The organism is Lysobacter auxotrophicus, from assembly GCF_027924565.1.
In the GTDB taxonomy this organism is placed as follows: Bacteria; Pseudomonadota; Gammaproteobacteria; order Xanthomonadales; family Xanthomonadaceae; genus Lysobacter_J; species Lysobacter_J auxotrophicus.
Genome location: NZ_AP027041.1, coordinates 1,079,410 through 1,100,296 on the forward strand (window position 1 = coordinate 1,079,410; position 20,887 = coordinate 1,100,296).

The following is a 20,887-nucleotide window of genomic DNA, read 5'->3' on the forward strand; positions in this document are numbered from 1 at the left end:
GCCCGGGCCGGGCTCTCCGGAGTCGCCCACGTAGCGCCATGGATGGCAGCAGCAAAGCAACAAGCGCGGCGCTTCTGAGAAGAAGCGCCGCGTTCTGCCGACAGGGCCCAAGCCCCGCGGCATAGCCGGCAACGGAGCGCCGGTTCGGACCATCCGCAGTCCAGGTAACAACGCCACGAAGGCGACAGCGAACTCCAGCGTTTCAACATTCAACAGGAATCACCACCATGCGCCACCAGAAAGCCGGCCGTAAGTTCAGCCGTACCAGCGCCCATCGCGATGCGATGTTCACCAACATGGCCGCGTCGCTGATCAAGCACGGCATCATCCGCACCACGCTGCCCAAGGCGAAGGAACTTCGTCGCGTTGCCGAGCCGCTCATCACGCTCGCCAAGGTCGACGGCGTCGCCAACCGCCGCCTCGCTTTCTCGCGCCTGCGCGACAAGGAAGCCGTGGGCACCCTGTTCACCACGCTCGGCCCGCGTTACCAGGCGCGTCCGGGTGGTTACCTGCGCATCCTCAAGTGCGGTTTCCGCGCTGGCGACAATGCGCCGATGGCGTACGTCGAACTCGTCGATCGTCCGGAAGCCGCTGCGGAGTAATCCGCCGGCGTGAGCGACCCCGGTCGCAAACGAACGATCCCGCAAAACCCCGGCCCAGGCCGGGGTTTTGTTTTTGCGGTTCCCGCGAGGCGGATACGGTCCAGAGCGTTCGACGCATCGCATCTGCGGCGAAACGTGCATCGCGTGCGGGCAGCCGTGCGGCGGTCGTGCACTTGGGCGGGAAGGGCGGTTAAGCTCTCCGGCCATGACGACTCATCCGAAGCGCGGCTCGTTCCGCCTGCAGTTCTTCCTCGGCTTCCTCGCGTGCGCGGGCTTGCTGGCCTACGCGATCTACCTGCAGCTGCACGATGGCCTGGAGCCGTGCAACCTCTGCATCTTCCAGCGCTTCGCATTCGCGGCGCTGGGTATCGTCTTCCTGCTGGGTGCGTTGCACGGCCCGAGGAGCCGTGGCGCGCGCGTGGGCTACGGCATCGGCGCGCTGATCGCCGCCATTGCCGGCATCGCGATCGCCGGCCGACACGTGTGGGTGCAGATGCAGCCTCCGGGTTTCGCTTCGTGCGGCGCGCCGCTGTCGTTCATGCGCGAAACCATGTCGACGTGGGATGTCGTGCGCAAGGTGATGACGGCTACCGGCAACTGCGGCGATATCGATTGGACCTTCCTGGGCCTCTCGATGCCGTGGTGGAGCCTGATCTGGTTCGTGCTGCTCGCACTGTGGGCGGGGGTCGCGGCCTTTCGCCGCGGCTGAGCGCGTTCTACCCGATATCCCGGACCCGTGAGGGGCGCCCGGCTAGGTTGCCGCTGTAACGGTTGCAGCCCGCCCGACGAGCGCCCATAGTGGTTCGCCGCATTGCAGCATCGTGTCATGCCTACGTCCGACCGCACCCTCCGCGCCGTGAACCTGCCCGCCGACTGGTCGCCCCAGTCCTGGCGCAACCGCACCGCGATGCAGTTGCCCCAGTATCCCGACGCGCAGGCGCTCGACGATGCGCTCGCCGAGCTGCGCACGTTGCCGCCGCTGGTGACGTCGTGGGAGATCCTGTCGCTCAAGCAGCAGCTCGCCGAAGCGCAGGAAGGCAAGCGGTTCCTGCTGCAGGGCGGCGATTGCGCAGAGACGTTCGACGGCTGCCGTTCCGACGTCATCTCGAACCGGCTCAAGGTCCTGCTGCAGATGAGCTTGGTGCTGGTGCACGGCCTGCGCAAGCCGGTCGTGCGCGTCGGTCGTTTCGCGGGCCAGTACGCGAAGCCGCGTTCGGCCGACAGCGAGACGATCGGCGACGTCACGCTGCCCAGCTACCGCGGCGACATGGTCAACGCTCCGGAGTTCACGCCCGAGTCGCGCACGCCCGATCCGCGCCGCATGATCAAGGCCCACGCCCGCTCGGCGATGACGATGAACTTCGTCCGGGCGCTGATCGACGGCGGCTTCGCCGACCTGCATCACCCCGAATACTGGAACCTGAGCTGGGTCGGCCATTCGCCGCTCGCCGACGAATACCGCCGCATGGTCACGGCCATCGGCGACGCCGTGCGCTTCATGGAGACGCTGTCCGGCAGCGAGGTCCACAACCTCAACCGCGTCGACTTCTACACCTCGCACGAAGCGCTGCTGCTGCCGTACGAAGAGTCGCTGACGCGCCAGGTGCCGCGCCACTGGGGCTGGTTCAACCTCAGCACGCACTATCCGTGGATCGGCATGCGTACCGCGCAGGTCGATGGCGCACACGCGGAGTACTTCCGCGGCATCCGCAACCCCATCGCGTTGAAGGTCGGTCCGTCCGTCACGCCCGACCAGCTGTTGCGCACGATCGACCTGCTCAACCCCGAAGACGAACCGGGCCGTTTGACCTTCATCCATCGCATGGGCGCGACCGGCATTGCCGAGAAGCTGCCACCGCTGCTCGACGCCGTGCGTCGCGACGGTCGCCGTGTGTTGTGGGTCTGCGATCCGATGCATGGCAACACGGAAAGCACGAGCAACGGCTACAAGACGCGCCGTTTCCGCAACATCCGCAGCGAGCTGGAGCAGGCATTCGAGCTGCATGCCGCCGCGGGCACGCGCCTGGGCGGCGCGCATCTGGAACTCACCGGCGAAGACGTCACCGAGTGCCTGGGTGGCGCGCGCGAGCTGACCGAGAGCGATCTGGAACGCGCGTACAAGTCGACGGTCGATCCGCGCCTGAACTACGAACAGGCGCTGGAGATCGCGATGCTGATCGTGCGCAAGCAGGCGCAGATCGCCGCACCGGCCTGAGAGCTACAGTCGATGGCTTGAAGGCCTCTGCGTTCGCGCAGAGGCCTTTTCGTTAGGGCGGACGTCAGCCCTTCGTGGTGCGCAGCGGCGCCGTCGCGAGGAACTGCGGCGCCTTGCGCGCCTTCGTTTTCTGCTCGAACGCGTAGGCAAGCTCGATCAGCCGCGGCTCGCTCCACGCGGCACCCATGAAGACGATGCCCATCGGCAGCCCGAAGTAATCGCCCATCGGCACCGTGATGCTCGGCGTGCCCGCGACCGCCGCGGCGCCATAGCCTTCGCCAAGGAAGTGATCGCCGTTGACCGGGTCGATCAACCAGGCCGGCGCCGTGGCGGGCGCGACGATCGCATCGAGTGTCGAGGCCGACAGCACGGCTTCAAGACCTTCCGCGCCGGCCAGTCGTCGCGCCTTGCTGCGCGCGTCGATGTAGGCCATCTCGTCCAGCGTGCCCTTTGCCTGCGCGCGCTCGAACAACTCCTGCGCGAAGAACGGCATCTCGGTCTGCGCGTTCCTGCGGTTGTATTCGATCAACGCCGCGAGCGAATTCACCGGCGCACCGCTGCGCGACAGATAGCCGTTCAAGCCGTGCTTGAACTCGTACAGCAGCACGTCCATTTCCGCATCGTTCCATTGCCCGGCGGTCGGCAGCTCGACGTCGACGATTTCGGCGCCAGCCTGCCGCATCGCCTCCAGGCTGCGCTCCAGCGCGGCGTCGGCGGCCGGATGGAAGCCCATCGACTTGCGCAGCACGCCGATGCGCGCGCCGCGCAGTCCGTCGCGATTGAGGCGCGCGTGGTAGTCGAAGATCGCGCGGCCGGTGCTTTCGGACGTTGCCGCGTCCGTTTCGTCGCGACCGACCATCGCCGACAGCAGGATCGCCGCATCGGCGACGCTGCGCGCCATCGGCCCGGCCGTGTCCTGGCTGTGCGAGATCGGGATGATGCCGCTGCGGCTCACCAGTCCCACGGTCGGCTTGATGCCCACCAGGCCCGCGACCGAGGACGGACACACGATGCTGCCGTCGGTTTCGGTGCCGACGGCGGCGGCCGCGAGGCTTGCCGCCACCGCTGCGCCGCTGCCCGAACTGGAGCCGCAGGGCGAGCGATCCAGCGCGTAGGGATTGCGCGTTTGTCCGCCGCGCGCGCTCCAGCCGGAGCTCGAACGCGACGAGCGGAAGTTCGCCCATTCGCTGAGGTTCGTCTTGCCCAGGATCACCGCGCCGGCCTCGCGCAGGCGGGCGACGACGAAGGCGTCGGTGCGCGGATGGTGCGAGGCGAGCGCGAGCGAGCCGGCGGAGTTGGCCATCGGCGTGGCGTCGATGTTGTCCTTCAGCAGCACCGGCACGCCGTGCAGCGGGCCGCGCACGCGCCCGGCCTTGCGCTCGGCGTCGAGTGCGTCGGCTTCCTTCAGCGCGGCCGGATTGAGTTCGATCACCGCATTGAGCGTGGGGCCGGCGTCGTCGATCGCGGCGATGCGATCGAGGTAGGCCTGCGTGAGCGCATGGCTGGTGAGTTCGCCGCGACCCATGCGTGCCTGCAGCTCGTCGATGCCCACCTCCGCGAATGCGAAGCCGTCCCTCGGCGCGGCCGCAGGCGCGGCAGGTTTTGCGGAGGCAGTGGTGTCGCTGGCCCGGGCGGTTCCGGGCGCATCGGCACGGTGGCAGGCAGGCAGCAGCGCGAGCAGCGTCGCCAGCGGCAACGTCTTGACGATCAAAGAGCGCATTGCGATTCCCCGGTCGCAGGTGGCTGACCGGAGGATACGTCATTCAGGTTGGCGCGGGCGCCTCAGTCGCGACGCTTGCGGATGTCGCGTGCCAGCACTGCGACGACGATCAAATTGACCGCCAGCACGGCGACGGACATCCAGCCCGGATGGCGGAAGAGGGCGTAGAGATCGAGCGGGAGGTAGATCGCGGCGCTGAGGCAACCCAGCCACGAGGCCCAGACCTTCACGCGCCACAGGCCCCAGGCTTCGACCATGCGCAGCACGCCGTAGGCGAAGATGAGCGCCGCGGCAAGGTGCACGCTGTCGGGATTGATCGCATTGGACAGCCACGCCAGCGCACCGTGTTCGGTGCTGATCTGGAATCGCAGCGTCAGCTCGCGCAGCCAGCGCAGGAGCGGTTCGGGCCCGAGCAGTTCCAGGCCGAAGGCGGCGGCAAAGGCCAGCAGGCCCTTGCCGGCCTCGAAGATCGCGATGAGATGCAAACCCGGATGCGCATGCGGATCCGGGTTGTAATGGGCGTCGGTCATGCCCTCGTCAGACACGGCGACGCCCCGTTGGTTCAGGCAGCTCGCGAGGCGCGCTTGCGATCGCTTTCGGTCAGCTGCTTCTTGCGCAGGCGGATTTCCTTCGGCGTGACTTCGACCAGCTCGTCGTCTTCGATGAAGTCCAGCGCCTGCTCCAGCGAGTACTTGATCGCCGGCGTCAGCTTGATCGCGTCGTCCTTGCCCGAAGCGCGCATGTTGGTCAGCGGCTTGGTCTTGATCGCGTTGACGGTGAGGTCGTTGTCCTTGGAATGGATGCCGACCAGCTGGCCTTCGTACACGTTGTCGCCTTCGGCGGCGAACAGGCGGCCACGCTCTTCCAGCGGGCCCAGCGCGTAGGCGGGGGTGACGCCCGGGGCGTTGGCGATCATCACGCCGTTGAGGCGCTTGGCGATCGCGCCGGTTTCCTTCGGACCGTAATGGTCGAACACGTGGAACAGCAGACCCGAGCCCTGCGTCAGGGTGCGGAACTCGTTCTGGAACCCGATCAGACCACGCGCCGGGATCATGTAGTCCAGGCGCACGCGACCCTTGCCGTCCGGCTCCATGTTCTTCAGCTGGCCCTTGCGGATGCCGAGCTTCTCCATGACGCCGCCCTGGTGCTGCTCTTCGATGTCGACCACCAGCTGCTCGATCGGCTCCATCAGCTGGCCGTCGATTTCCTTGATGATCACTTCCGGACGCGACACGGCCAGCTCGAAGCCTTCGCGGCGCATGTTCTCGATCAGTACCGACAGGTGCAGCTCGCCACGGCCCGACACCAGGAACTTGTCCGGATCGGAGCCTTCCTCGACCTTCAGCGCGACGTTGTGCAGCATCTCGCGCTCAAGGCGCTCGCGCAGCTGGCGGCTGGTGAGGAACTTGCCGCCGCTGAAATCCTTGTGGCCGGCGAACGGCGAGTTGTTCACCTGGAAGGTCATGCTGATGGTCGGCTCGTCGACCGTCAGCGCAGGCAGCGCTTCGGGCGCGTCGAGCGCGCACACGGTGTCGGAGATCGACAGATCGGTGATGCCCGCGATGGCGACGATGTCGCCGGCGCCGGCCTCTTCGGTCTCGATGCGCTCCAGGCCCATGAAACCCAGCACCTGCACGATCTTGCCCTGGCGCTTCTTGCCGTCGCGGCCGACCACGCTCACCGGCATGTTCTTCCTGACCTTGCCGCGCTGGATGCGGCCGATGCCGATCAGGCCGACGAAGTTGCTGTAGTCCAGCTGGCTGATGCGCATCTGGAAGGGGCCTTCCTCGTCCACCTGCGGCGGCGCGACGTGCTTCATGATCGCTTCGTACAGCGGGGTCATGTCGCCCGAGCGCGCCGCGTCGTCGAGGCTGGCGTAGCCGTGCAGCGCCGAGGCGTACACGATCGGGAAGTCGAGCTGCTCGTTGGTGGCGCCGAGCTTGTCGAACAGATCGAACACCTGGTCGATGACCCAGTCCGGACGCGCGCCCGGACGGTCGATCTTGTTGACCACGACGATCGGCTTGAAGCCCATCGCGAACGCCTTCTGCGTCACGAAGCGCGTCTGCGGCATCGGGCCGTCCATCGCGTCGACGAGGATCAGCACCGAGTCGACCATCGACAGCACGCGCTCGACCTCGCCGCCGAAGTCGGCGTGGCCCGGGGTGTCGACGATGTTGATGCGGTTGCCCTGCCAGGTGATCGCCGTGTTCTTGGCGAGGATCGTGATGCCACGTTCCTTTTCCTGGTCGTTGCTGTCCATCGCGCGCTCGGCGAGCACGGTACGCTCGGAAAGGGTGCCGGACTGCTTCAGGAGGCAGTCGACGAGGGTGGTCTTGCCATGGTCGACGTGGGCGACGATGGCGATATTGCGCAGGCGTTCGATGGACATGCGGACAGGCCGGCAGACCGGCGCTCGAGCGAGGGGTAGCCGAATATTATACCTGTCAAACTTTGCCGTTGCTTGTTCAGCCAACCGGCCGGCGAGCGGTCTGGCGCCCCTTGTGAAGGGGTCCCGGCGCCGCCATCTGAACGGCGAAGCGGTTGTTTGCGTTCCATCCCCAAATTTCCCCCGAAACGTCCAGGAGACGGATTCATGAGCCTCATCGCCACCTTCGACACCGAGCGCGGCCCGATCCGCGTGGAACTGGCCGCCGACAAGGCGCCCCTGACCGTCGCCAACTTCGTCAACCTCGCCCAGCGCGGCTTCTACGACGGGCTGAGCTTCCACCGCGTCATCAACGATTTCATGATCCAGGGCGGTTGCCCGCAGGGCACCGGCACCGGCGGCCCGGGCTACCGTTTCGAGGATGAAACGCGCAACGGCCTGAGCCACGAGCGCGGCGTGCTGTCGATGGCCAACGCCGGCCCGGGCACCAACGGCAGCCAGTTCTTCATCACCCACGTCCCGTGCCCGTGGCTGGACGGCAAGCACACGGTGTTCGGCAAGGTGCTGGAAGGCCAGCAGATCGTCGACAGCGTGAAGCAGGGCGACACGATCAAGTCGGTGAAGATCGAAGGCGACGCCGCCGGCGTGCTCGCCGCGAAGGCCGACCGCGTGGCCGAATGGAACAAGACGCTCGACGCGCGGTAACCAGCTGAAGCCGGTTACCCCCAAAGTTCGCTGCACGAACCTTGGGCCCGCGGCACGGCTTCCAAATCCCCGCGCTGCCGCGCAGCCCCTTTACTAAAGGGGCTTGGACTGGTTCCGGCGTCATGAATCGAACGCCCGCCCCGGCTTGCCGAGGCGGGCGTTTTCGCATCCGCAGCCGGCAGGCACGCGGGCCCCGCGTGTTAACATCCAAAGGCTCGATGGCCGACGTTCGCGGCGTGTTTCCTGCGCCGACCAGCGGACCGATCCGACCGCGAGCGCAACCCCACATCCGACTCCCACGAGGTTCCGCGATGCCCCAGCTTGCCCGGCGCATCGGTCGCGCCAAGCCCAGCGCGATCATGCAGGTTGCCGAGAAGGCCAAGCGGCTAAAGGCCGAAGGCCGCGACATCATCAGCTTCTCGATCGGTGTTCCCAACTTCCTGCCCGGCGAGCACGTCTACGCCGCCGCCCGCGAGGCGCTGTCGAAAGACAGCGGCCAGTACGGCAGCAACCGCGGTCCCGACGCGCTGCTGGACGCCTTCGTCGAGCACATGGCGAAGATCGGCCTGACCGGTTACGGCCGCGTCAACTGCGCCACCGGCATCGGCGCCAAGCACGTCATCTACAACCTCGCCGAAGCGCTGCTCGACGAAGGCGACACCATCGCCTTCCCGACGCCGTACTGGACCAGCTACCTCGACATCGCCGAGATCGTCGGCGCGAAGATCGACCTGCTGCCGTGCCCGCCGGAGCAGAACTACAAGCTCAAGCCCGAGCAGCTCGACGCCGCGCTGGCGAAGAAGCCGAAGGTCTTCCTGTTCAACAACCCGTCCAACCCGACGGGCATGGTGTACACGAAGGAAGAGATCGACGCGCTCGCCGACATCGTCGCGAAGTATCCGGACACCTGGATCATCACCGACGACATCTACAACCGCATGGTGTTCGACGGCATCGGCTACCACAACTTCGTGCATTCGCGCCCCGAGCTGCGCGATCGCGTGATCTTCCTCGACTCGCTGTCGAAGACCTATGGCATGCCGGGTTGGCGCGTGGGTTTCATGGCCGGTCCGGAAGTCGTCGCGCAGGCGCTGGTGACGATGAACTCCAACCACATCACCAACGTGCCGGAAGTGGTCAACGCCGCTGCCGTCGCCGCGCTCAACGGCCCGCAGGACGTCCCCACGCAGAAGTGCGAGGAATTCCAGGCCAAGCGTGACCAGGTGATGGCGGTGATGAACGCCATTCCCGGCGTGGTCTGCCCGCGTCCGCAGGGCGCGTTCTACGTGTTCCCCGACATCAGCGTCGCCTTCGGCAAGACGCACGGCCCCAGCGGCATCAAGATCAACAACGATGTCGATGTCTGCAACGCGCTGCTGGAAACCAAGGGCGTGGCCTGCGTGCCGGGCTCGGCCTTCGGCGAGCCGCGCGCGCTGCGTATCAGCTACACCTGCCCGACGCCGCAGCTCGCTCCGGGCCTGCAGCGGTTCCAGGAGTTCTTTGCCGAACTGCAGTGACGGGAATCGGGAATAGGGAATCGGGAATCGAAAGAGCCCGCCCCGTTCCCGGTCACCCGGCGTGTTTGACGATTCCCGATTTTCGATTCCCCATTCTCGGAGTTCCACCATGAAAACCCCCGTCCGCGTTGCCGTCACCGGTGCTGCCGGCCAGATCGGCTACTCGCTGCTGTTCCGCATCGCTTCCGGCGAAATGCTCGGCAAGGACCAGCCCGTCATCCTGCAGATGCTCGAGCTGCCGATGGAGAAGGCCCAGGCCGCGCTCAAGGGCGTGATGATGGAGCTGGAAGACTGCGCGTTCCCGCTGCTGGTCGGCATGGTCGGCACCGATGACGCCGAAGTCGCGTTCAAGGACGCCGACATCGCCCTGCTCGTCGGCGCGCGTCCGCGCGGCCCGGGCATGGAGCGCAAGGACCTGCTGCTGGAGAACGCGAAGATCTTCACCGCCCAGGGCGCCGCGCTGAACAAGGTCGCCTCGCGCAACGTGAAGGTGCTTGTCGTCGGCAACCCGGCCAACACCAATGCCTACATCGCCATGAAGTCGGCGCCGGACCTGCCGGCGAAGAACTTCACCGCGATGCTGCGCCTGGACCACAACCGCGCGCTGTCGCAGTTGGCGAACAAGGCCGGCGTCGCCGTCGGCGATATCGAGAAGCTGGTCGTGTGGGGCAACCACAGCCCGACCATGTACCCGGATTACCGCTTCGCCACCGTCAACGGCCAGTCGCTGAAGGACAAGATCAACGACGCCGACTGGAACGCGAACGAGTTCATCCCGAAGGTCGGCAAGCGCGGCGCGGCGATCATCGAAGCGCGCGGCCTCTCGTCGGCGGCCTCGGCCGCCAATGCCGCCATCGACCACGTCCGCGACTGGGTGCTGGGCAGCAACGGCAAGTGGGTGACGATGGGCATCCCGTCCGACGGCAGCTACGGCATCCCGAAGGACGTGATGTTCGGCTTCGCCGTGACGACCGAGAACGGCGAGTACACGATGGTGCGCGACCTGCCGGTCGACGACTTCAGCCAGAAGGCCATCGACAAGACGCTGGCCGAGCTGGAAGAAGAGCGTTCGGGCGTCGCGCACCTGCTCTGATCCATCGCGCAGTCGTGTTGCACCGCGGGGCGGCCTCAGGGCCGCCCCGTTGCGTTTCGGGCGTGCGGTTTCGACCAAGGTCGTAACGCGCTCCTTCCCTGCGCGGCGCTAGCCTCGACACATCGTCGTCGGAGGCATCGCCATGAAGTACGAAGACTTCCATCGCCGCTCCATCGAGCAACCCGAGGAGTTCTGGGGCGAGCAGGCGAGGGCGATCCACTGGAACAAGGCGCCGGAAACGATCCTCGATTACTCGAACCCGCCGTTCCGCAAGTGGTTCGCCGGCGGCGAGACCAACCTATGTTTCAACGCCGTCGATCGCCATCTGGCCGAGCGTGCCGACCAGCTCGCGCTCGTTGCGATTTCCAGCGAAACCGACGTCACGCGCGAGATCACCTACCGCCAGCTGCATCGCGAAGTGAATACTTTCGCTGCCATCCTCCGTGCGCTCGGCGTCGGGCGCGGCGATCGCGTCGTCATCTACATGCCGAACATGGCCGAGGCGGTGTTCGCGATGCTCGCCTGCGCGCGCATCGGCGCGGTGCATTCGGTGGTGTTCGGCGGATTCGCCGCGCACAACCTTGCGCTGCGCATCGACGACGCCACGCCGAAGCTGCTGATCTGCGCCGATGCCGGCATGCGCGGCGGCAAGGTGATTCCCTACAAGCCGCTCGTCGACGCCGCATGCAGTGCCGCGAAATCGCCGCCGCCGAAGGTGCTGATCGTCGAGCGCGGACTCGATCCCGGTCACGCCGTGGTCGAAGGGCGCGATGAACATTACGCACCGCTGCGCGCGCAGTACGACGGCGCGGAAGTCGACGTCGAATGGCTCGAATCGAACGAGCCGAGCTATCTGCTCTACACCTCCGGCACCACGGGAAAGCCCAAGGGCGTGCAGCGCGACGTCGGCGGTTATGCCGTGGCGCTCGCGCTGTCGATGTGGTCGATCTACGACGTGCGCGCAGGGCAGGTGATGTTTTCCACGTCCGATGTCGGCTGGGCGGTGGGGCACTCCTACAACGTGTATGGCCCGCTGATCGCCGGCGCGACGTCGGTGCTGTACGAAGGCCTGCCGACGAATCCCGATCCCGGCGTGTGGTGGCGCATCTGCGAGCAGTACGGCGTTCGCACGATGTTTTCCTCGCCCACCGGCATCCGCGTGCTGAAGAAGCAGGACGCTTCGTTCCTGAAGAAACACGACCTGTCGAAGCTGCAGTGGTTGTTCCTCGCCGGCGAACCGCTGGACGAACCGACGGCGCAGTGGATCACCGACGGCATCGGCAAGACCATCATCGACAACTACTGGCAGACCGAAACCGGCTGGCCGGTGCTGTCGCTGATGCCGGGCCTGGACCTGAAACCGGTGAAGTTCGGCTCGCCCGGCCTGCCGACGCCGGGCTACCGGCTGCGCGTGATCGACGACGTCACCGGCGAAGACGTGCCGGCCGGAACCAAGGGCGTGCTGGTGATCGAACCGCCGCTGCCCCCGGGCTGCCTGACGACGGTGTGGAACGACGACGCGCGCTTCCTCTCGAGCTATTTCAGCCACTTCAAGGAACTGCTTTACAGCTCGCTGGACTGGGCGATCCGCGACGAGGACGGCTACACGTTCATCCTCGGCCGCACGGACGACGTCATCAACGTCGCCGGCCATCGCCTGGGTACGCGCGAGATCGAGGAGTCCTGTTCGACGCATCCCAGTGTCGCCGAAGCGGCGGTGATCGGCGTGCACGACGAATTGAAAGGCCAGGTGCCGGTGGTGTTCGCGACGCTCAAGCGGCAGGACGAGTCGGCGTCCGACGCGGCTGCCGGCATGCAGCAGCGCGTGGTCGAGCAGCTGGGTGGCGTCGCGAAACCCGCACGCGTGTACGTGGTGAATGCGCTGCCGAAGACGCGTTCGGGCAAGTTGTTGCGGCGCTCCCTGCAGGCGCTGGCAGAAAGCCGCGACCCGGGCGATCTGTCGACCCTGGACGATCCGGGCGCGCTGGAGGAAGTGAAGCGCGCGCTGGAGCGCGGAGCGGATGCGGGTGGGTGAGGGCAGGTCCCCGCGCGCGCTTGTTAACGTGCCGCGCCTTGGCCGTCATCCCGGCGAAGGCCGGGACCCAGGCCCGTAGCCCATCAGCGCCGATGCCGTCATTCCAGCGAAAGCTGGAGCCCATGTTGATCTCCAAAACGCAACAGCGGAGCGCTGCCCCGCATCGGCCCTTCAACGCCGTCGCTTCGTCGCCCCTCACCCCAACCCCTCTCCCGAGGGGAGAGGGGCTAACCACCTGATCGTCATCCCGGCGAAGGCCGGGACCCAGGCCCATAGCCCATCAGCCCTGATGCCGTCATTCCAGCGAAAGCTGGAACCCATCTTGATCTCCGAAACGCAACAGCGAAGCGCTGCCCCGCATCGGCCCTTCAACGCCGCCCCTTCGTTGCCCCTCACCCCAACCCCTCTCCCGAGGGGAGAGGGGCTGAAAGCCGCCGCTTCAACGGGATGAAGGCGCAGGGCAAACCGGCCGCCACGCCCCGTCGGCTAAAATGTCCGTCTCACCAGGAGACGCCATGAACCAGTCGAACTCCGCCGGCGCCCGTTTCCGCGCCGCGCTCTCCGAAGAAACCCCCTTGCAGGTGATGGGCGCCATCACCGCCTACGCCGGCCTGATGGCCAAGCGCACCGGCTACAAGGCGCTTTACCTGTCCGGCGGCGGCGTCGCCGCCAACTCGCTGGGCATGCCGGACCTGGGCATCAGCACGATGGAGGACGTCCTCACCGACGCCCGCCGGATCGTGGATGCCACCCAGATGCCGCTGCTGGTCGACATCGACACCGGCTGGGGCGGCGCGTTCAACATCGCGCGCACGATCCGCTCCTTCATCAACGTCGGCGTGGCCGCCGTGCACATGGAGGATCAGGTCGGGCAGAAGCGTTGCGGCCATCGTCCTGGCAAGGAAGTCGTGCCGAAGGAGGAGATGGTCGACCGCGTGAAGGCCGCCGTCGACGCCCGCACCGACGCGGGCTTCGTGATCATGGCGCGCACCGATGCCGCCGCGACCGAAGGCCTGGACGCCGCCATCGAGCGCGCCGTCGCGTACGTCGAAGCCGGCGCCGACATGATCTTCCCCGAAGCGATGAATTCGCTCGACGATTACCGCAAGTTCAAGGCCGCGGTGAAGGTGCCGATCCTGGCGAACCTGACCGAGTTCGGCTCCACGCCGTTCTTCACCACCGACGAGCTGCGCGATGCGAACGTCGACATCGCGCTGTACTGCTGCGGCGCGTATCGCGCGATGAACAAGGCGGCGCTGAACTTCTACGAGACCGTGCGCCGCGACGGCACGCAGAAGAACATCGTCGACACGCTCCAGACGCGCGCGCAGCTGTACGACTTCCTGGGCTACCACGCCTACGAGGACAAGCTCGACGCGCTGTTCGCCAGCGGCAAGAAGTAAGGAAAGGGTCGGCCGACGGAGCGTACAGGGCCTTCGACGTGAGTCCCCCTGTCCCCATCTCCGCCGGCGCGTCCGTCCGCCCTGCGACCGTGGCGGGCGCGATCCGGCCCACCACGGTCGGCTGCGACCGGTTCGTCGCAGGCTGGCTTTGTTCGAATCGATCCCCGCTGTCACCCTCTGATCCTGTCAACGTCGCACCCCGGTCCGACCGGACATGCCGGCCGCACCACGCACGAGGAGAAACCCGATGACCGACACCACCCAGGTCCTGCCCAAGGCCAAGAAATCCGTCGCGCTGAGCGGCACCGCCGCGGGCAACACCGCGCTGTGCACCGTCGGCCGCAGCGGCAACGACCTGCATTACCGCGGCTACGACATCCACGACCTGGCGACGAAGTCGACCTTCGAGGAAGTCGCGCACCTGCTCGTGCACGGCGCGCTGCCGACCGCCTCGCAGCTGAAGCAGTACAAGGCCAAGCTCAAGCGCCTGCGCGGCCTGCCGGCGATCGTGTCCGAAGCGCTGGAACTGGTGCCCGCCAACGCGCATCCGATGGACGTGCTTCGCACCGGCTGCTCCGTGCTCGGCACCGTGCTGCCGGAGCGGGAGGGTCATCCGGCGTCGGAAGCGCGCGACATCGCCGACAAGCTCATCGCCAGCTTCGGCTCGATGCTGCTGTACTGGTGGCACTTCACCCGCAACGGCCGTCGCATCGACGTGGAAACCGATGACGATTCGGTCGCCGCGCACTTCCTGCACCTGCTGCACGGCGAAGAGCCCTCGCAGCTGCACGCGGACTCGCTCGACAAGTCGCTGATCCTGTACGCCGAACACGAATTCAACGCGTCCACCTTCACCGCGCGCGTGATTGCCGGCACCGGTTCGGACCTGCATTCGTGCATCACCGGCGCGATCGGCGCGCTGCGCGGCCCCAAGCACGGCGGCGCGAACGAAGTGGCGATGGACATCATCGCGCGCTACGGTTCGGCCGACGACGCCGAGGCCGACGTCCGCGCGCGCATGGAGAGGAAGGAAATCATCATCGGCTTCGGCCACCCGGTGTACACCATCGGCGATCCGCGCAACCCGATCATCAAGGAACTCTCGCGCAAGCTTTGCGACGACGGCGGCAACAAGACGCTGTTCGACGTGTCCGAGCGCATCGAGAACCTGATGATGGACACCAAGAAGATGTTCCCGAACCTCGACTGGTACAGCGCGTCGGCCTATCACATGATGGGCATCCCGACGCCGATGTTCACGCCGCTGTTCGTCATCGCGCGTACCACCGGCTGGAGCGCGCACGTGATCGAGCAGCGCGAGGACGGCAAGATCATCCGCCCGAGCGCGAACTACACCGGTCCCGAAGATCGCGAGTACGTGGCGATCGACCAGCGCTGAGTGTCTGACCGCAGCGTCACGCAGCACCGGAAAGGCCGCGCATCGCGCGGCCTTTTTCCTTATCGTGGCAGGTTCCGTACTAAGCTCGACGCATGCGCAATGAGCCCGCCCGCGTCGAACCGAACGCCATCGTCGTCACCGGCGTGTCCGGCAGCGGCAAGACGACGGTCGCGCTCGGGCTCGCCGGGCATTACGACTACGACTTCCTCGACGCCGACGATTTTCATTCGATCGACGCACGCGCGCAGATGCAGGCCGGCATCGCGCTCACCGACGAACAACGCGAACCCTGGGTCGCCGCGCTTGCGCGCGAACTGCAACGTCATGCGGAGCGGGGCAGGTCGACGGTGCTGGCGTTCTCCGGACTGCGCGCGGTGCATCGGCAACGCCTGCGCGACAGCGGCGTTGCGATCCGCTTCGTCTTCCTGCATGCGGCGCCCGCGGCCATCGCGGCGCGACTGGCCGCGCGCACCGACCATTTCATGTCCGCCACCTTGCTGGCGAGCCAGTTCGAGGCGTTGCAGATCCCGACCTTCGAGCCCGACGTGATCGCCGTGCAGACCGACGGCTCGCCCGCGCAGGTGCTCGAGCGCGTGATCGCGGCGCTGGAATCGCGGTAGGAACCGCCGCACAAGAACGCCCGCATCGCGTGCACGATGCGGGCGTCGCTGCGCGACCGGCGCGATGCGTCAGAACCTGTAGTCGAAACCCACCGTCACGTAACGGCCGCGCAGGTCGTACTGCGTGATCTCGTACGGCACGCGCAGGCCGGCGAAACCGGCCGGATCGTACGGCGGCTCCTCGTCGAACACGTTCTGCACCTTCGCGAACAGCGTCCAGCCTTCGAAGCCCTTGTAACCGAAGTACAGGTCGAACTGGTTGCCTGCGTCGACGCGCGTCGGGATGTTCGCGCCGGTGACGGTGCGCTGGTCGTAGCCGCCGGTGTAGTACCAGGTGAGGCTGGTGCTCACCTCGCCGACATCCCAGCCCAGCGTCGTCGTCGCCTTGTTGCGCGGCAGCGCGGGGCCGAGGTTGCTGCCCGCGTAGTCCACGCTGGGGCCGCCGACGGTCGCCGGTCGCTTGTACTCCAGCACGTGCGTGTACACGCTCGACAGGTTGAAGTCGCCTGCCGACGCCGTGCGCCAGCGGTGGCTCAGTTCGACATCGAAGCCGCTGGTCTGAAGCTCGCTCAGGTTCTGGTAGCGGTTGTAGATCGCGACGAGCTTGCCGTCGGCGTCGCGGATCACGTCGGCTGGATCGTTGCGATTGACGATGGCGGTGGTGTTGCTGGTGCCGATCAGGTTGTCGAGCTTGATGCGGTAGTAGTCGACGCTGATGCTGGTGTCGGCCAGCGGCGACACCACGAAGCCGAGGTTGTAGCTGCGCGTGCGTTCCGGATCCAGGTCGCTGTTGCCGACGGTGAAGAACGTCGGGCGCTGCGTGGAGTTCGGCAGGTCGGGATCGTAGGGATCGACGACGGCGCCGTACGAGATGTTGGTGCTGTTCGCGTTCTCCGACAGCGACGGCGCGCGGAAACCGCGCGACGCCGCGGCGCGCACGAGCAGCCAGTCCAGCGGTTGCCAGCGCAAGCTTGCCTTGGGCGAGAACGCATCGCCGAAGTCGCTGTAATAGTCGCCGCGTCCGGCCAGTTGCAATTCCAGACCGGTCGCGACGGGCACGTTGAACTCGGCGTACAACGCGCTCACGTCGCGCTTGCCGTCGACTTCCGCGATCGCAGGACGGATCTGAAGTCCCGCGTCGATCTGCCACGGATTGGTCGACTGCAGCTTCTCCTGTCGCCATTCCGCCCCCGCGGCGAAGCCGACGCTGCCGGCCGGCAGGTCGAAGAGGTTGCCGCTGAACTTGAAGTCCACGCCGTTGAGCTCGGATTCGGCCGGACGCACCGTGCTCAGGTTGATCGAGTCGAGCACCGACTGCGGCGTAGCCGACGGGTCGAGCAGGTTGTAGGTGCCATCCCGCAGCGCCGCGGCAAGGCCGAAGCGGTTCGCGAAACCGGCGGTGACGGTCTCGCGCTCGGTGCTGCGCGAGGTGAACACGCCGGTTTCCCAATCCCAGCGTTCGGTGCGGCCGCGCACGCCGCCGAGCACGCGGTAGAAACGCGAAGTGTTGATCTTGTTGGACTGGCCGAGGTTGAAGAACGTGTATTCGATCGGCGTATCGACGCCCGTCGGGTTGTACGGATTGCCGGCGGGCAGCACGGCCGGGACCGGTTCGGCCAGGCCGGAGTCGGCGTTGAGCGCGAAGCGGCCGCTTTCCAGCGTGAAGTACGGGCTGGAGCCGAAGATCGAATCGCCGCGGATGTAGCTGTAAAGCGCTTCGCCGAACGCCTCGACGTCGTCGGTGATGCGGTACGTGCCGGCGACGTACGCCTGGTAGCGCTCGGTGCCGGGGATCAGCGTCGTGTACGGCGCGAGGTTGAACGCGCAGGTGTTGCCGGCGCGGCCGTCGATCGGCGCGCTGGCGGTGAGCACCGTGCCGTCCGGGCAGTTGCCGTTGGCGTCGAGCAACGGGATCGATGCGCCGTTCGCGCCGAGCAGACGTGCGCCCTTCGCCGACCAGCCGTTCCATCGGCCGCCGGGCTGGTCGCTGTAGATGCCCGACTTCGTCAGGTCGCGTTCGTCCTGGTCGAGGCGATCGCGCTTGAAGTACTCGAAGCTGTACAGCACGTTGTAGCGATCCGCGTCGAGATCGCCCGTGCCGCCGACGAGCGTGACGTGATGCTGGTCCGCACCGCCTTCGGTGGAGGTGCCGACGTCGGCGCCGATCTCCAGTCCGCTCGCGTTCTGGCGCGTGATGATGTTGACCACGCCGGCGACCGCGTCGGAGCCGTACACGGCCGACGCGCCGTCCTTCAGCACTTCGATGCGTTCCACCGCGACCAGCGGCAGCGCGTTGAGGTTGACGAAGGTGTCCGACAGCCCGCCCTGCGGAAAGCCGTAGTTCGCGAGGCGTCTGCCGTTGAGCAGCACCAGCGTGTTCTTCTGCGACAGGCCGCGCAGGCCGATGCCCGCCGCGCCCGACGCCCATCCGTTGTTGTACGTCTCGTTGTACGCGTTGCCGGTGTTGGCGGAGATCGAACGCAGCACGTCGGCGACGGTCTGCTTGCCGGACTGTTCCAACTGCACGCGATCGATCACCTGCACCGGGCTCGGCCCTTCGGCGTCGGTGCGCTTGATGTTGGAACCGGTGACGACCACGGCGTCGAGCGTCTTGCCGTTGTCGGTGGTCTGCGCGAAGAGGATTGCTGGAGCGAGTGCCAGGGCGATCGCCATGGCCAGAGGTGCGACGTTGCGCATGCGGGAAACGTGGTGTGAGGGCGGCACAGTAGGGCACGCGCCTTTCGACGCCCGAAATGAAGGAACGTCATGGCGACAGTCGTATCGGAAAGAACGCAGCGCGCATCGCATGCGCACCGACACGATGTGTGTTGCGTGATGTCGCGTGATTTGCAGTCGATCGTGCGCGAAGGCGCGATGCGCGCGGTGTGGTCCGGTCGATGTCGAACGCCGCACGGCAGCCGGCGCGACCCGCCTTGGCGCCAAGATCGGCAAAGTCGCGGCGCTCTGTAGCCTTGACCGCCGTCCGCGCAGGCCGCCGGCAACCGTGGCATAGTCGGGCGGCTTTCGCAGCCAATGGTCCGGGGGGAACCATGCGCGACGACGAAGTGCCGAACAAGACCGAAGCCGGCCGCGACGAGATCCTCAGTCGCGCGCTGAAGCTGCCCAACGGGCTGCGGTCGATCCTGCTGATGGTGGACGGGCAGCGCAACGTCGCGCAGCTGCGCGGCGTGATGGCCGGGCTGAAATCGCCGGACGATGCGCTCCAGCAGCTGGAAACGCTGGGGCTGATCGCCGTCCCGCAAAGCCTCGCCGCCGCTGCCGCCGCGACGATCCGCGATTCCGCGCGTCCCGCACCCGCACCGCCGACGGAAGGCAACGTGCCGGTCTTCGGGGCGCCCGCGGCTGCCGTATCGTCCGCCGCGGCGTCGGGCTATTCGGCGCTGTACACATTGATGTCGGACACCGTGCGCGAGCACCTGGGCCTGCGCGGTTACTTCCTTCAGTTGAAGGTCGAGCGCTGCACCGACGTGGGTGAGCTGGTCGCATTGCTGCCGGACTTCAGCACGGCGTTGTCGAAGGCGCGCGACTCGGCCTTCGCCGCCGAGATGGAGCGCCGCTTCCGGACGCTCGCGCAAGCCTGAGGCGGCCCGCGTTCCCAGAAGCACGAAGGCGGCCGGAGCCGCCTTCGTGCGTTCGTGCCGTCGCGTCGTTTACGCGAGGCCTTCGATCTTCAGTGCCTTTTGCACCGCCGGGTCGGCTTCCATGCGGGCCTTGAACGCGGCCAGGTGGTCCAGGCCCGTCAGGTCGATGCCCAGGCCCTGCGCCCAGCGCAGCGTGATGTAGAGGTACGGGTCGGCGTAGCTGCGGAAGCCGGCGATCCACTGCTTGCCCGCGAGCTGGCGGTCGGCCGTCTCGAACAGGGCACGCAGGCGCTTGCGGGCGGCGACCTTCACGGCCTCGTACTGGCTCTCGTCGCCGATGAAGGCGCCCGGGCCGAACAGCGGCTTGAAGGCCGGATGCAGGTCGGAGTTGACGAACGCCAGCCAGCGGGCGGCCTCGGCGCGCTGGCGCGGGCTGCCGTCGCCGGCGAGGCCGGCCTCGGGGAAGGAGTCGGCGATGTAGCCCATGATCGCGGCGTTCTGCGTCAGCACGAAATCGCCGTCGACCACCGCCGGCACGGCGCCGGCCGGATTGATCGCGAGGAAGGCGGGCGCCTTCATCGAATCCTTGTCGAGGATCTCCAGCTGGAACGGCTGGCCCGTCCACTGCAGCGCGATGTGGTCGGCGGTCGAGCACGCGCCGGGCTTGGTGTAGAGCTTCATGCGGAATCCTTCGTGGGACAGCGGATCCCGACACTATCGCCGACGCGGCGAGGGCGGCTCAACGCCGCCGCATGCAACAGATCATTGTCCGGGGCGCACGCGCGAAATAGTCGCGGGCGTGCGCTTAAGCCGCGTCAGGAGCGACGCGGCTTGAGCGATTGCACCTTATAGAAGGTGTGGTCGCCGATCGTCGCCACCTGGTACGCGGTGCGCCACGACGGGCTGGCGATCGCGTGCGCGGCGAAGTGGCTCGCGCCGGGCACGATTTCCTTGCGCTCGCCGGGCGGCAGCGCCCAGTTGCGTTCGGCGTCGAGGGCGATGGTGACGGCCTCGGCCCAGGCGTCGGTGTTGCTCAGGCGCGTGCCCGGCGACACCAGGGTGGGGGCGAACTGCTTGCGCGCGGTCACCACGTCGCAGACGGTGTTGCCCCACAGCCCGCTGTCGCGGCGACGCAGGGCGACCTCGGCGACCGCCTTCTGGCCGCGGACCGACTGGTCGCGCGCTTCCAGGTAGACGGTGGTGCTCAGGCACAGCGAGTCGGCGGTTTGTGGCGGAAGCACGGAGGCCAGCCACAGGATCCAAGCCAGTTTCATCTAATAACTCCTTGCTCCGTTGCGCCCGTCCGCTTCGTGGCCGCTTCCAGGAAGGAGGCGGGCCACGGCACGAACCGGCATGGCGTACTGGGGAGGGCAGCGCACTCTGCGGCGCGCTTTTGCCCATTCACCAAATCCGCGCGAAAGCTGGGATGCGCGGCCGGCGAGGGTCGCCACCAAGAGGGGTGGCCGAAAAAGTTGGCGCAAGGTAGCGGCGCCAAGATAAACACCGGGTGAATACAGGGGGCTTGACCGGGCCTCTGCGATCCGGCTGGAAATTCCTCCGGCCGATCGCAACTCTTTGTATCGAAAC

Annotated in this window: 17 protein-coding genes; 11 read left to right on the forward strand and 6 right to left on the reverse strand. The window is 67.0% G+C overall.

Going from position 1 to position 20,887, the window contains the following annotated elements:
* Nucleotides 1–227 precede the first annotated feature (227 nt).
* The 3 genes from rplQ (at nt 228) to LA521A_RS04930 (ending at nt 2,817) form a co-directional block, all read left to right on the forward strand.
* Nucleotides 228–602: a 50S ribosomal protein L17 gene (gene rplQ, locus LA521A_RS04920; protein WP_115843833.1), complete on the forward strand. Its 375-nt coding sequence runs from the start codon at nt 228–230 to the stop codon at nt 600–602.
* 205 nt (nt 603–807) lie between these two features.
* On the forward strand, nt 808–1,311 hold the full coding sequence (locus tag LA521A_RS04925; RefSeq protein ID WP_281781218.1) for a disulfide bond formation protein B: 504 nt from the start codon (nt 808–810) through the stop codon (nt 1,309–1,311).
* 117 nt (nt 1,312–1,428) lie between these two features.
* Complete coding sequence (locus LA521A_RS04930; protein ID WP_281781219.1) at nt 1,429–2,817, forward strand: class II 3-deoxy-7-phosphoheptulonate synthase; 1,389 nt, start codon at nt 1,429–1,431, stop codon at nt 2,815–2,817.
* Nucleotides 2,818–2,881: 64 nt separating this feature from the next.
* On the opposite strand, the gene LA521A_RS04935 is transcribed toward LA521A_RS04930, so the two are convergent.
* The 3 genes from LA521A_RS04935 to typA form a co-directional block, all read right to left on the reverse strand.
* Nucleotides 2,882–4,537 carry an amidase gene (locus tag LA521A_RS04935; protein WP_281781220.1) on the reverse strand — a complete coding sequence of 552 codons (1,656 nt, stop codon included), beginning with the start codon at nt 4,535–4,537 and terminating at the stop codon, nt 2,882–2,884.
* Nucleotides 4,538–4,599: 62 nt separating this feature from the next.
* On the reverse strand, nt 4,600–5,067 hold the full coding sequence (locus LA521A_RS04940; protein WP_281781221.1) for a DUF2127 domain-containing protein: 468 nt from the start codon (nt 5,065–5,067) through the stop codon (nt 4,600–4,602).
* A 32-nt stretch (nt 5,068–5,099) separates the two neighbouring features.
* A complete protein-coding gene (gene typA / locus LA521A_RS04945; protein ID WP_281781222.1) occupies nt 5,100–6,929 on the reverse strand; it encodes a translational GTPase TypA in 1,830 nt (609 codons plus the stop codon).
* Between the two features lie 204 nt (nt 6,930–7,133).
* On the opposite strand from typA, the gene LA521A_RS04950 reads away from it, so the two are divergent.
* From LA521A_RS04950 to LA521A_RS04980, 7 genes are all read left to right on the forward strand, one after another.
* Complete coding sequence (locus LA521A_RS04950) at nt 7,134–7,631, forward strand: peptidylprolyl isomerase (protein ID WP_281781223.1); 498 nt, start codon at nt 7,134–7,136, stop codon at nt 7,629–7,631.
* Nucleotides 7,632–7,942: 311 nt separating this feature from the next.
* Entirely contained in the window at nt 7,943–9,148 is a 1,206-nt protein-coding gene (locus LA521A_RS04955) for a pyridoxal phosphate-dependent aminotransferase (RefSeq protein ID WP_281781224.1), read from the forward strand.
* Between the two features lie 109 nt (nt 9,149–9,257).
* The gene (locus tag LA521A_RS04960; protein ID WP_281781225.1) at nt 9,258–10,241 is read left to right on the forward strand and encodes a malate dehydrogenase; all 984 of its coding nucleotides are present in this window, start codon (nt 9,258–9,260) and stop codon (nt 10,239–10,241) included.
* Nucleotides 10,242–10,383: 142 nt separating this feature from the next.
* Nucleotides 10,384–12,276 carry a propionate--CoA ligase gene (gene prpE, locus LA521A_RS04965; protein WP_281781226.1) on the forward strand — a complete coding sequence of 631 codons (1,893 nt, stop codon included), beginning with the start codon at nt 10,384–10,386 and terminating at the stop codon, nt 12,274–12,276.
* Between the two features lie 515 nt (nt 12,277–12,791).
* Nucleotides 12,792–13,679 (forward strand): methylisocitrate lyase, encoded by an 888-nt coding sequence (gene prpB / locus LA521A_RS04970; RefSeq protein ID WP_281781227.1) that lies wholly within the window; start codon nt 12,792–12,794, stop codon nt 13,677–13,679.
* Between the two features lie 247 nt (nt 13,680–13,926).
* Nucleotides 13,927–15,078 carry a bifunctional 2-methylcitrate synthase/citrate synthase gene (prpC, locus tag LA521A_RS04975; protein ID WP_281781228.1) on the forward strand — a complete coding sequence of 384 codons (1,152 nt, stop codon included), beginning with the start codon at nt 13,927–13,929 and terminating at the stop codon, nt 15,076–15,078.
* A gap of 92 nt (nt 15,079–15,170) precedes the next feature.
* Nucleotides 15,171–15,698 (forward strand): gluconokinase, encoded by a 528-nt coding sequence (locus tag LA521A_RS04980; RefSeq protein ID WP_281781229.1) that lies wholly within the window; start codon nt 15,171–15,173, stop codon nt 15,696–15,698.
* Between the two features lie 69 nt (nt 15,699–15,767).
* On the opposite strand, the gene LA521A_RS04985 is transcribed toward LA521A_RS04980, so the two are convergent.
* Complete coding sequence (locus LA521A_RS04985; protein ID WP_281781230.1) at nt 15,768–18,371, reverse strand: TonB-dependent receptor plug domain-containing protein; 2,604 nt, start codon at nt 18,369–18,371, stop codon at nt 15,768–15,770.
* Between the two features lie 377 nt (nt 18,372–18,748).
* Between LA521A_RS04985 and LA521A_RS04990 the strand changes: the two genes are divergently transcribed.
* Complete coding sequence (locus tag LA521A_RS04990) at nt 18,749–19,300, forward strand: hypothetical protein (RefSeq protein ID WP_281781231.1); 552 nt, start codon at nt 18,749–18,751, stop codon at nt 19,298–19,300.
* A gap of 69 nt (nt 19,301–19,369) precedes the next feature.
* Here the strand turns inward: LA521A_RS04990 and LA521A_RS04995 are convergent, their stop codons facing one another.
* A complete protein-coding gene (locus LA521A_RS04995; protein WP_281781232.1) occupies nt 19,370–19,981 on the reverse strand; it encodes a glutathione S-transferase N-terminal domain-containing protein in 612 nt (203 codons plus the stop codon).
* 134 nt (nt 19,982–20,115) lie between these two features.
* Entirely contained in the window at nt 20,116–20,574 is a 459-nt protein-coding gene (locus tag LA521A_RS05000; RefSeq protein ID WP_115843805.1) for a cell wall hydrolase, read from the reverse strand.
* Nucleotides 20,575–20,887 lie beyond the last annotated feature (313 nt).

Excerpts from the sequence above, each read along its gene's own strand:
- rplQ (WP_115843833.1), top strand. The coding sequence starts at position 228 with ATGCGCCACCAGAAAGCCGGCCGTAAGTTCAGCCGTACCAGCGCCCAT.
- LA521A_RS04925 (WP_281781218.1), top strand. The coding sequence starts at position 808 with ATGACGACTCATCCGAAGCGCGGCTCGTTCCGCCTGCAGTTCTTCCTC.
- LA521A_RS04930 (WP_281781219.1), top strand. The coding sequence starts at position 1,429 with ATGCCTACGTCCGACCGCACCCTCCGCGCCGTGAACCTGCCCGCCGAC.
- LA521A_RS04935 (WP_281781220.1), bottom strand. The coding sequence starts at position 4,537 with ATGCGCTCTTTGATCGTCAAGACGTTGCCGCTGGCGACGCTGCTCGCG.
- LA521A_RS04940 (WP_281781221.1), bottom strand. The coding sequence starts at position 5,067 with ATGACCGACGCCCATTACAACCCGGATCCGCATGCGCATCCGGGTTTG.
- typA (WP_281781222.1), bottom strand. The coding sequence starts at position 6,929 with ATGTCCATCGAACGCCTGCGCAATATCGCCATCGTCGCCCACGTCGAC.
- LA521A_RS04950 (WP_281781223.1), top strand. The coding sequence starts at position 7,134 with ATGAGCCTCATCGCCACCTTCGACACCGAGCGCGGCCCGATCCGCGTG.
- LA521A_RS04955 (WP_281781224.1), top strand. The coding sequence starts at position 7,943 with ATGCCCCAGCTTGCCCGGCGCATCGGTCGCGCCAAGCCCAGCGCGATC.
- LA521A_RS04960 (WP_281781225.1), top strand. The coding sequence starts at position 9,258 with ATGAAAACCCCCGTCCGCGTTGCCGTCACCGGTGCTGCCGGCCAGATC.
- prpE (WP_281781226.1), top strand. The coding sequence starts at position 10,384 with ATGAAGTACGAAGACTTCCATCGCCGCTCCATCGAGCAACCCGAGGAG.
- prpB (WP_281781227.1), top strand. The coding sequence starts at position 12,792 with ATGAACCAGTCGAACTCCGCCGGCGCCCGTTTCCGCGCCGCGCTCTCC.
- prpC (WP_281781228.1), top strand. The coding sequence starts at position 13,927 with ATGACCGACACCACCCAGGTCCTGCCCAAGGCCAAGAAATCCGTCGCG.
- LA521A_RS04980 (WP_281781229.1), top strand. The coding sequence starts at position 15,171 with ATGCGCAATGAGCCCGCCCGCGTCGAACCGAACGCCATCGTCGTCACC.
- LA521A_RS04985 (WP_281781230.1), bottom strand. The coding sequence starts at position 18,371 with ATGGCGATCGCCCTGGCACTCGCTCCAGCAATCCTCTTCGCGCAGACC.
- LA521A_RS04990 (WP_281781231.1), top strand. The coding sequence starts at position 18,749 with ATGCGCGACGACGAAGTGCCGAACAAGACCGAAGCCGGCCGCGACGAG.
- LA521A_RS04995 (WP_281781232.1), bottom strand. The coding sequence starts at position 19,981 with ATGAAGCTCTACACCAAGCCCGGCGCGTGCTCGACCGCCGACCACATC.
- LA521A_RS05000 (WP_115843805.1), bottom strand. The coding sequence starts at position 20,574 with ATGAAACTGGCTTGGATCCTGTGGCTGGCCTCCGTGCTTCCGCCACAA.